At 41.5% G+C, this 11,940-nt stretch carries 6 protein-coding genes and 1 pseudogene; 3 read left to right on the forward strand and 4 right to left on the reverse strand.

What is annotated here, in order from left to right; translation table 11 throughout:
- Positions 1-156 precede the first annotated feature (156 nt).
- The 3 genes from VB740_RS33210 to VB740_RS33220 form a co-directional block, all read right to left on the reverse strand.
- Positions 157-780: a Uma2 family endonuclease gene (locus VB740_RS33210; protein ID WP_323204079.1), complete on the reverse strand. Its 624-nt coding sequence runs from the start codon at positions 778-780 to the stop codon at positions 157-159.
- An 81-nt stretch (positions 781-861) separates the two neighbouring features.
- Positions 862-1,680, reverse strand: a complete 819-nt coding sequence (locus VB740_RS33215) for a type 1 glutamine amidotransferase (RefSeq protein WP_323204080.1) — start codon at positions 1,678-1,680, stop codon at positions 862-864.
- A gap of 65 nt (positions 1,681-1,745) precedes the next feature.
- The gene (locus VB740_RS33220; protein ID WP_323204081.1) at positions 1,746-3,083 is read right to left on the reverse strand and encodes a Mur ligase family protein; all 1,338 of its coding nucleotides are present in this window, start codon (positions 3,081-3,083) and stop codon (positions 1,746-1,748) included.
- 586 nt (positions 3,084-3,669) lie between these two features.
- Here VB740_RS33220 and VB740_RS33225 point away from each other — a divergent pair.
- The 3 genes from VB740_RS33225 (at position 3,670) to VB740_RS33235 (ending at position 6,365) form a co-directional block, all read left to right on the forward strand.
- Positions 3,670-4,752, forward strand: a complete 1,083-nt coding sequence (locus VB740_RS33225) for an RNA-guided endonuclease TnpB family protein (protein WP_323204082.1) — start codon at positions 3,670-3,672, stop codon at positions 4,750-4,752.
- 233 nt (positions 4,753-4,985) lie between these two features.
- Complete coding sequence (locus VB740_RS33230) at positions 4,986-5,573, forward strand: thylakoid membrane photosystem I accumulation factor (protein ID WP_323204083.1); 588 nt, start codon at positions 4,986-4,988, stop codon at positions 5,571-5,573.
- A gap of 183 nt (positions 5,574-5,756) precedes the next feature.
- Complete coding sequence (locus VB740_RS33235; RefSeq protein ID WP_323204084.1) at positions 5,757-6,365, forward strand: hypothetical protein; 609 nt, start codon at positions 5,757-5,759, stop codon at positions 6,363-6,365.
- 162 nt (positions 6,366-6,527) lie between these two features.
- On the opposite strand, the pseudogene VB740_RS33240 reads toward VB740_RS33235, so the two are convergent.
- Positions 6,528-11,680: pseudogene (locus VB740_RS33240) on the reverse strand (PAS domain S-box protein).
- Positions 11,681-11,940: the final 260 nt, after the last annotated feature.

The raw sequence follows: 11,940 nt of genomic DNA on the forward strand, positions 1-11,940 counted from the left end.
AATACACTTTGACCTCTCTCCAAACCTCTCTCCTAAAAGGAGAGAGGCTTTGAATATTACTCCCCTTCCCTTGTAGGGAAGGGGTTGGGGGTTAGGTCTGTCTTGCACTCAACCCAGAAGCGCTATAGATAAAAATTTAAACCTTAGCCACCTAAATTACGTGACTTCTCCAGCCCGAAAAATCTGTTCAGCAGTTAAATTCAACTCTGGGAACGCTGGCGACTGAATGCGATCGCTTCCCCTAAATTGCCTAACTTGATACTCACCTTCAATTAGTTGGTAAATCGAGATAGTTGGTTGTTTAGGATTGCCGATAAAGCGCCTACCACCTAAACCTAGATAGTCTACAATCCAATATTCAGGAATTCCCAAAGACTCGTAATCTTCAAGCTTCAAAGCATAATCATCACTCCAGTTGGTTGAAACAACTTCTACAACCAACTTGACGGAACTACCCCGTGTGATGATAGATTCTTTTTTCCAGGGTGGTTCATCCATAACAGCTTGTCTATCAAGAACTATGACATCTGGTTCATAACCTGAGTCAGTGTTAACTGATTTGATGACGCATTCTTTAGGGATAAACCAAGGGATGGACAAACGAGTGATTTCAATAAACAAAGAACCATTGATGAACCCGGCTATCTCTGAGTGCTTCCCTCTTGGCTTAGGTATTTCAACAATTACCCCATCATGTAGTTCATAATTCCTGTCTGAAGATTCGGGATACCAGGCGATAAATTCATCAAAGGTTAGTTGTTTGGTTAAGGCTTGAGTCATACTTTGCCCTCTTTATGTCAAATTTGACCCCTCTCCAAACCTCTCCCCGAAACGGAGAGAGGCTTAATCAGCGAACTGAGGTTAAACTTTCGCCGCCGCAGAATTTGGTAAATTCACTTTCAATCGCTTAAACATCGCTTCTCTTGCTTGTGCAGCGAGGCTATCGTCAAAAGGTTTTAAGGTAATTTCTTGCTGATATTTTAGTCGCAATGCTGTTTGAATTAACCAATCTGCAACAAAAGGATTTTTCGGTAATAAAGGGCCGTGGGAATAAGTAGCGATCGCATTCTGATAAAATGCTCCTTCTGTCCCATCTTCACCATTATTTCCCAAACCGTACACCACGCGCCCCAAAGCTTCCACTTTTCCTAATTTGGTACGTCCACCGTGATTTTCAAAGCCTACCAAATATGGTGTGCTACCCGTCATCTCTTTTAAATCTTGCGCTAGGCGTGAAGCTGTCACTTCAATTACCAAGTTACCAATACAACGCTTAGTATTTTCACCAGGATGAACGGAGACTAAATCGAGTATTCCCAAACCATCAATCCGTTGTCCTAAGCCGGGTTCATAATAATGTCCCAGTAATTGGGGAGAACCACAAGTAAAGACTCCTGGTGTTCCATTTTCGATTTTCTCGCGCATCGCGTCAGCTTTTGCACCTTGCAAATCACGCATGACAATTTCTTGCTGACGATCTTGTGCGCCACCACCAACGATTACATCTACAGTTTTAATATCTGCGGCTGTGGAATTTTGATCTAGCGGTAACACTTTAACATCGTATCCCCGCCACTGAGCACGACGTTCTATAGTAATTACATTACCGCGATCGCCATAAGTACTCATCAGCGTCGGGTATAACCAACCAATTGTTAATTCCAAATTTTGAGAACTCATAAATTTAGGGACTGGGGACTGGAGACTGGGGACTGGGGGAGAATAACAAATGACAAATGACAAATTTAAAGAATTTTCCGCCCAGTAAGAACTTCTCGAACTTCTAACATGGCTGAGTAGGTGGGCAGAATGTGGAGAGTTTCATTCTCTGGTGTATGCTCTAATGCAGTAGCGATCGCTTGTCGCAAATCTTCTTCCACAATCAAATTTAAGTCACTCTGATGGGACTTTTGACTGTAACGTAAACGTAGTGCCATGTCGTAGACGCGATCGCCACTCACTACTAAAGTTCCGCCACGTTCGACTAATTTCTCGGTATCTACGTCCCAAATCCAGGATACATCAGTACCATCGGGCGTGCGATCGTTTAATACTAGCAGTGTGGTTTTATCTGTGCTTTGAGTAACTACGCGAATGGTTTCATTCGTTCCTACAGGATTTTTTGATAATAATATCCGTACGCGTTTACCGTTAATTACTAAATCTTCTGCACGACCAAAAGCAGCTTGGAAAGTATTAATAGTATCTCTGATTGTTACTTCATCTACTCCTAACTCAATAGCCGCAGTAGCAGCAGCTAAAGTATTATATTTGTTGTACAAACCAACTAGAATTTGCGACCATTCACTACTTTCTAAAGTCGGTTTACTTTTACTAAAACCACACTGAGGACAAGTAAAATCTCCCAAATGAGACAAATAAACACCTTTGTAATCTAGAGAATGTCCACATTTTGGACAGTAAATAGAATCAACGGCGTGAGGAATTGCTTCTAAATAATGTTCTGGTTCATTCAAGCCAAAGAATAACACCCGTTGCGGTAACTGCTGACCAAGGTTAGATAAAGTTGGGTCATCAGCATTAGGAATTACTACGGTTTCTGCTGGTAGCGTAGAAATAACTTTTGTCCAACGTTTACTAATTGTATCTACTTCGCCGTACCTATCGAGTTGGTCGCGGAACAAGTTTAAACAGAGAATAATTCGTGGCTGGAGTGGCGCTAATACTCTTGGGACAATATTTTCATCAACTTCTAAAATGGCGTAATCAGTATTTAGCGTGCCTAGTAAGTTGGTGCTTTCTAACAGCGCCGTCATCAAGCCATTTTCCAGATTTGCACCTGTAGAATTATGAGTGACACGAAAACCCTTGCGTTCTAGTATTGTGCATAAAAGCAGGGCTGTAGTGGTTTTGCCGTTAGTACCAGCAATTAAAATCACTCCATTTTTAACTTGCTGACTCAATAATTGTAAAAGTCGGGGTTCAATGCGACGAGCAATCGAGCCTGGTAATACACTAGCAGCACCCAGACGGAGCGATCGCACTATAAACGTCACACTTTTTGCCACTGACACCGCGAAACCCAATCGCAGCCTATCTATGAATTGTATTTTGTTTCCCACATTAGTACCCTAGTCTTCTGGCGTTGCTAATTAAAAGTGCAAATTTAATCTTGTGAGTTTAGCGAATCCTGGCTGAAAAAGCCAGCCTTAAAATAAAGTTGCGGGGGGCAGGGGAGAGTTAGAATCTAGTTCTATGGGACTTCCAAATAAAAAAATGTTCCAAAACTGACGCGAAAACTCTCTCTATTCTCCTCTCTCTGTGTTCTCTGTGTCTCTGTGGTTCGTTTATTGGGATAATTTATTTCTTGGAAGTCCCTATACACTTCGGAACTCCGTTCATCCACCTCAGAACTGGATTCATCCACCTCGGAACCTCGTTTATCTCCATCATCCACTTACAAGAGCTTATTCTAAGTATCCAAAAATATAAACAAACCTGTACAATAATGTAAAACTTTCTACAGGGTTTTGTCTTATGTATAAGCCAAATGAATTTGCTAAAAACTTAAATGTTACTGTTAAAAAACTTCAAGACTGAGATAACTCTGGGAAACTCCTATAAATTAAAAGAAACTATTGACAGCCCTCCTCAGAAAATAGTAAATTCAGGAGGTAATAAAACGCAGTGTTAAGGGAGAACAAAATAGTGCTTTTATCTATCAAAACACAGCTAAAGCTCAACTCGAAAGAGCGTGTTTTGATGTCTAAGCACGCTGGAATAGCAAGATTTACATACAACTGGGGATTAGCCACATGGCAGGCTTTATACAAAGATGGATACAAGCCAAATCAGAGATTTTTGAGAACATTCTTTAACAATCATGTTAAGATCAATCCTGATTTATCCTGGTTAAAAGAAAATGGTATTTGCCAAAAAATAACTGAGTTCGCTTTTGAAAATTTAGGGGATGCTTACAAGAGATTTTTCAAGGGTTTAGGTAATTATCCTAGATTCAAGAAAAGAAGTAAATCACTGGGAAGCTTTACTGTAAATTCAGGCGGGAAACCAATTAATGTTGGTGGAACTCGTATTAAGCTACCTACAATAGGATGGGTTAGAACTTATGAAGAGCTTCCACATACTAGTACCACCAAATTTACCATTTCAGAACGGGCTGGCAATTGGTATATAAGTTTTACGTTTGAGCAGGAACTACCTAAACCATCGATTAAAATCCCTATTGTCGGAGTTGACCTCGGTATAAAGGTGTTAGCCACAATATCATCAGGGGTTGTTTTTGATAATCCCAAGGCTAGAGACAAGATGAAAAATAAATTGGCGAAGCAGTCTCGTCAATTAAGTAAAAAAACTAGAGGTTCTAAAAGATATTTAAAACAAAAATTAAGAGTTGCAAGAACTCATAAACGCACCTCTGATATTAGACTTGATGCAACGCATAAAGCGACAACCACTATTAGCAAAAACCACGCCAAAATAGTAGTTGAACGTTTAAATGTTTTGGGTATGATGTCGAACCACAAATTAGCTGGTGCTGTGGGGGATGCAAACTTTTATGAATTTAGTAGGCAGTTAGAATACAAATGCAAGAAATTTGGTTCTGAGGTTATATTTGCTGATCCATTCTACCCTTCTAGTAAAACTTGCTCAAATTGTGGTCATATCCAGGATATGCCATTGTCTGTAAGAATATTTGATTGTCAATCCTGTAAAGTCAGTTTAGACAGAGATTGGAACGCATCGAAAAATTTAGAAAAGCTAGGATTATAAGTTAAAACACGGCAGGCTTTACCGTGTCTGGACGCGGAGGGAAATGGTGCCGACTCCACCCGATGAAACGTCAAATGAACGAAGATGTCCAAGGATGTCTAGGATTCATGTAGCAGATAATCTCAGTAGGCGTTATCTTAAAAAATAGTGTGTGGGTGTAATTACATATCCAGCCCAGTTTGCCGAATTCAGCACAAACTCACGACAAGTAGTAGCTTGCAAGGTTCCTTTTGATGAATAGCACAAAGTTTCTTTTTTTACATAAACAAATTACTGGCTGGCGAAGGTGGTTGTCCAAATGCCTGTTGTTGCTTGCAAGTCTTTTAATTATAAGTATGCAACCTGCATACGCTGGTCTCGATAATGATTTATATGATGGCAACATCTTTGTCGTTTATGCTGGCAATGGTTCATTGGTTCCTCCCAGACAGACACTGGCACAGGCTTTAGCGGAACATAAACCCATATTTTTGGCCTTTTATTTGGATGACAGCAGTGATTCCAAAAGATATGCCATTTCCATTTCACGGGTACAGGAATTCTATGGTCGGGTGGCAGAAATTATGCCGATTAATGTAGATGCTATCCCGCTTAAACAGACCTACGACCCTACAGAAGTAGGATATTACTATTCTGGGGCTGTTCCTCAAGTCGTGGTTTTTAATAAATCAGGTGAGGTAGTTTTGAATAAAAAAGGTCAAGTACCTTTTGAAGAGATAGACGATGAATTTCGTAAAATCTTTGATTTAGTACCACGTACCGAAACAGCACAGTTAAAGCGACGAGCCTTCAATGAGTTCAGTAGTGAGTTAGCTAAGTAACTTATGGGGTAGACCAAATTGGTCTGCCCTAATTTTTCGCGCTATCTGTTACTACATTTCTGCCGATACCAAAGCATAATATTTAAATATCTGTGTAAACAGATTAGAAAGCTAATCTATAGTCTATAGTCCGTAACAAATGACTAATGACTAATGACCAATGACTAACTAGAGTGTATTCTAATGTCAAAGGTTTACACCGCCCAAGAACTAATTCAAATTTTGGCAGATGAACGTCAAGCCTGCCTTAAAGGAAAACGCCTAAAATTAGAAATACCAGTCTCTGGCAATCCTGTAATTGACCAGTTTCTTATTACTGATGGGCTGCAACAATTCACGGCCTATCAAGATTTCAAAGCTGCAATTCATCAATATCAGAGGGAAAATCAAGTTTCAGGTATTATCTGGCGGGAGGTAACAGTCAAAGGTAAAAAATTGAACTATCCCGAAGTGGACAGTGAGTTAATAGCCCTCGCCAGTGACTTAGAGATATTAAAAACTGCTAAAAATTCTATCGTAGAATTTTGGCATGAAGTCTCTATGGGGATGGATTTATACTTGAGTTTCAATAATAGTAAACAGTACCAACAAATTGTCACATCTGATGTAGAAAGAATTGTTCAAAGAACGGAATGGGCAAGTTTGTGCAAGTGGGAAAATTCTAACTTTTTGGAAATGATTTTGCAGCTAGGATGGGGTAAACCAGAAGAAGCTTCTTATAAACGAGGAAGACCGCAATCTGGTAGTGAATATATTCATGCAGTCAATCCTGGTAATCGCCCTATTGGATAATTCGTAATTCGTAATTTTTACACTACGGATAGATGCGTTTGCTTGGAAAAAATGATCATTTTTTCGTTTGTTCTTAACCCTGGTTTTAATCCAATACGATTTAATTAAAAGACGCGATAAATCGCCGTCTCTACAAGTGTTTTGGGTTTTAATCAAGATGAATTACGAATTACGAATTATTTGGTCGATCGCAGTAGCTAATTCCCCTGGATCGACGGGTTTAGGTAGGTGTCTTTGAAATCCTGCTGCCATTGCTTGATTGTAGTTAATTTCTCCAGCATAAGCAGTTAAAGCGATCGCCGGAATTTTCCCACCTTGCTCTGGTGGTAATTTTCTGACTTCGCGCAGCAGCATATAGCCGTCCATTAAGGGCATTCCAATATCGCTTAATAGGATATCTGGCTTTGATTGGGCTAGTATTTCCAGTGCTTCACTTGCTGACTCAGCTGCTGTTACAGTTGCGCCATATTGTTCCAGCGCAAAACTAAAGAACTCTCGCACATCAGCTTGATCGTCTACAAGCAAGATTTGCACTCCAGCAAGTAATGTGTCTTCAGTGCTGAGTTCTGGTTGAGAAGCCTCAGCACTCTCAACTCGTAACTCAGCATTTTTGAGCAAAGGTAGTCTGACTGTAAATGTAGCTCCTTGTCCTTCTCCCAAACTCTCTGCTTGAACTGTACCACCGTGAAGTTCTACTAGATGACGCACAATTGCTAGTCCCAATCCCAACCCGCCAAATATCCTGGTTGTCTTGGCATCTGCTTGCCGGAAGTAATCAAATACGTAGGGCAAAAATTCCAGCATGATTCCCTTACCTGTATCAATCACCTGGATTTGGGCATCTAAGCCAACTTGCTCTAGCCGTACTTCTACTCGTCCTTCTGTGGGTGTGAATTTGACGGCATTGGAGAGGAGATTCCACATTACTTGTTGCAAGCGATCGCCATCACCCAGAACTTTGCCGATATCATTACTTAATACCGTTGTAATTTCAATTGATTTGGCTTCTGCTGCTAAACGCACCGTTTCTAGTGCAGCTGCGATCGCTACTTTCAAATCCACTGCATAGAGATTTAACCTGACTTTACCTTGTAAAATCCGCGAAACATCGAGTAAATCTCCAATCAGTTGGGTTTGTAATTTGGCATTACGCTCAATTGTTTCCAATGCCCGGATTCTCGTGGCTTCGTCGAATTTGCGGGTTCTAAGTAACTTTGCCCACCCTAAAATCGGATTTAGGGGAGTTCTGAGTTCATGGGAAAGGACAGCGAGGAATTCATCTTTAATCCGATTGGCTGTCTCGGCTTGTGCCCTTGCAGTCTTTTCGGCTTCGTAAAGTTGAGCGCGGGCGATAGTTTGAGCACATTGATGCCCCAGTGTCAACATAAATCCCTGGTCTTCTTCGTTAAATATTTGTCCAGTGGCAAAGCTTAATCCCAGTGCCCCAATTATTTTGCCTTCTGCTATCAAGGGAATGGTAGCCCAAGCATTATTTCCTGTGAGAGTCACAACGTCTGCTAAGTTGGGATATCTAGCAATCATGGCTGCTAAATTTTCTAAAAAAATCGGCTGCTTAGTTCTGACTGTTTCCGCTATTTGGTTAGGTGCTGTGATGGGAAAATTTGTCCAGGTATCTATGAGCGATTGTGGATAAGCTAAAACACATCTAATTTGCATATCAAAATTTTATTAATCCCTTGTGGGGTGGGCATCTTGCCCGCCCTGATTATGCAACTTAAATGCCGATTAGCTTAACCAATTGCTTGCACAACTTTCAGTTCAGTACCACCCTCAGTCAGTAAGACAACGGAACCAGCAGTGGCTCCCAAGGCGGCAATCCCTTGGTTCACAACCACATCAGCCACCTGTTGGGGAGTTAGAGCTTCTGAAAGGGCAGCAGTTATACTTTGTAAAAGCATGGTGCGATTGACAGACCGTTCTGCTGCTTGTTTTGCCTGTTGGGTTTCTTGGTAGAGTCTGGCATTGTCGATGGCTGTCGCCGCGCGACGAGCAATATCCTCTGCTAAAGCCAAGTCTGTTTGTTTGTAGTATCGACCTGATTCGGCGGTAAAGAAAGAGATTGCTCCAAATAATTGCCCACGGGAACGCACTGGAATCACCATTAGAGAACGAATACCCAAGCTTCGCAGCAATTGCAGGTGTTGCTCATTTTGAGCCATCTGGACAAGGTTAGAGTCAGATAATTCGGGGTAAAAGATAGAGATTCCCAATCCTAGCTGCTCTACAAGCTGTTTTGTTTTGGTTTTGGGTGGATAATGCCGTCGGATTTCATCTAAAGTATTTTGTTTTGTGGGATCGGCAATTGCGATCGCAATTTGTTTACTTGACCAATCTTCCTGGAAAACATCTACAATACACCAGTCAGCTAAGGTAGGAACGGCTAAATCAGCCACACTTTCCAAGGCGATTTCATAATCTAATGAGGCAGCTAGTAAGGTGCTGGCTTCGACTAAAAAGCTTTGTGTCGTTTCAATTCGTTTGCGTTCGCTAATATCCTCAAGAATGCCTAACGCATACTTTGGAAGTCCTCTAGCATCCCAAACTGCTGATGAAGTTAGGTTTACCCAAACAATGGAACCATCTTTGCGGATGTAGCGCTTCTCTAGGGAATAACCACTAATTTCTTTTGCTAAAACTCGCCGTGCATTTTCCCAATCAATTTCTAAGTCGTCAGGGTGGGTAATTTCCTGGAAGTTTAATTGGATTAACTCTTCATGGCTATATCCAGTAATTTCGCACAGAGCAGGATTAACTTGAATAAATTGTCCGTCCAACGCTACTAGAGTAATACCAACAGCTGCCTGGTTGAACATTGCCCGGAACCTTTCTTCGCTTTCCCGCAAGGCAACTTCTGTTTGTTTTGCTGCTGTCACATCTGCCAAAATAATCCCAATTCCTACCGTTTCGCCCATTGCGTTGGTGACTGGGTAATAGTTGCCCAGCCAGCAACCATAACGTTCTGGTTGTCCCCTGGTTTTACCACTGATTTCTACATTCAGCAGGGGTTCTCCAGTATCCAACACGTGCTGTAACTGTAGCTTAAACTCAGCCGCCATCGCTGGCAACACTTCCTCAAATTTGCATCCTAGATGTTCTTCTATAGTCAAACCGTTAATGTCAGCGAAAACTTGATTAATTCGGATATATCGTAGTTCCCGATCCAAAAAGCATACGGCAACGGGAGCCGCTCCTAAGAGCGCATCTAGAAGAGATAGAGATTCGGCATAGTGGACTAAAGCCTGCTGGATATCTCGATAAAGTCGGGCATTTTCCACAGCTAAAGCAGCACGATGGGTAATATCTGTTGCTAAAGTTAGGTCAGTGCGATCGTAGCGACGGTTTGATTCTGCGGTGACAAAGCTGATGCAACCGAGGACTCGCCTTTGGGCAATTAACGGCACAATCATCACAGACTTTATTCCCAATTGCCGAACCAGTTCTAAGTGTTCCTGATTCTGAGTACTTGCCACTAATAGCGAGTCAGATACCTCTGAGATTAATTCACCTTGCCCGGTTTGCAGTACTCTAGTAATTGCACTTGCACCTTGGTAATCTGTCGCATACTCTTGAAGTTTACGCGCCAACTCTGCTTTAGATGGGTCTGCATGGGCAATTGGTAGACGGCGAATAGAACCATCTTCATTTAAAATATCAACGCTACACCAATCAGCAAGCTGGGGAACTGAGATTTTGGCGATCTGTTCTAAGGTTTCTTCATAATCTAGCGACGTAGAGAGTAAACTACTAATTTGGGCGATATAGCGCAGTCTATCTTCAGCCTGCTTACGCTCTGTAATATCAAGAACAAAAAAAGCTCCTTGATTTACACTCCCTTCAAAGCGGCTACCACCTATCAAAATTGGCAAGCGTGAGCCGTCTTTATGGATATATTCCTTTTCATAGGGTGTGCAAAAGGAACTGTCTTGAAGTTGAGTCACTGCTTGCTTATCGAGTTGCACGTACTCTGTAGGAGTTAAATCTTGCCAGTTAATTTTTCCAGAAACTAATTCTTCACGGCTATAACCCACCATATTCAGCAAGGCATCGTTCGCTTCTGTAATCCCACCGTCTCTATCCCAGAAGCCAATACCAATCATGTTTGACTCAACCACGCTGCGAAACTTCGTTTCGCTTTCCCGCAATGCTTGCTCAGTTTGTTTGAGTTGAGTAATATCAATTCCAGTTACACCCACTCCCAACAACTGCCCATCGGGCAAACACACCGGATAATAGCTGACAAGACTATAACGATACACTCCAGGCGGATAAGTTTCACCACCCACTTCCTGATTTAGGAAGGGTTGCCTGGTTTGCATTACTTGCTCAAAAACAGGCTCAATTTGTGTTGCCCATTCCGGTAGTACTTCCCTAAAAGTGCGACCAATATGTTGATTTTGCGGTACACCGTTAATGGCGGCTAGCGCTTCATTAGCATGTATGTAGCGAAGTTCAGTATCCAGAAAAGCCAGCGCCACTGGTGAACTTGTAAGCCAAGCATTGAGTAACGCCAGAGATTCATTTTTTTGCCCAATAGCTTGCTGAAGTTCTTGATTCAACCTGGCTTTTTCTAGTTCTGCCTGCTTGCGTTCAGTAATATTCACACCTGCACAGGTAATACCCTGAATACTATTGTCTACATCCCTTAGCGGTTCAACCAGCAAATCATAGTAGCGGTCTTCTCCACAAATTGTTAGATAAACCTCTTCACGGGTTGAAACACCAGTCTCTAGTACCTTCAGCTTAATTGCCCTCAATTGCTCTGCTACTAAAGCTGGAAATAATTCATCATCAGATTTACCTAATATTTTGTCACCAGCATTTAGAGCTTGAGGATTATGAATCCACTGATATCGTAAATCACGATCCTGCTGAAAGATCATGATATCTGAACTATTTAACGCTAATCGAAATCGCCCCTCATTAACTCTCAGCTTTTGTAGATTTCCATCAGCCCGTCTTCTAGCAGTTTTTAATGCCTCACATAACACACTAAAGAGCAATCCTTGTAATGCAAACAACCCAATTCGCATAAAATTGGATAAGTCAAAACTCAGCTCATCAGCTGGGGGGAGAAAGAAGTAATTGCTCAGTAATGCAGATAAGAAAGTTGCTAACAGCCCTGACTTCAAGCCACCATGCCAAGCACTCACCATTACAGCGCTAAAAAACAGCAGGAAAGGAGTTCTGCTCATGCTTAACCAGGGGTCTAGCATCAACATTAGCACTAATGCAAGTGCGACAATTAATACAACAATGCCATAACGCAGTAAGTGGGAATAATTAATATAGGGCATGAAAATGTCTTGGAGCAAGCAATACTTATTGCAGAGGCTGTACATACCCTAAGCTAGTTTGCAACTTTTTGTAAGTTATCTCTAGATAGATTTTTGTTGAGTTCTAAAAGTTTCTTTTGTCAGAGGTTAATTTGTTATTTATTTGATAAGGGAATCCGCTTGGATGTTTGAATTTATTTGCGTGGGTAGGTAAGAGGCAATAGGTAAGAGGCAATAGGCAATAGGCAATAGGCAATAGGCAATAGGCAAGAGGCAATAGG

Source organism: Nostoc sp. UHCC 0251 (genome assembly GCF_034932245.1).
GTDB lineage: Bacteria > Cyanobacteriota > Cyanobacteriia > Cyanobacteriales > Nostocaceae > Nostoc.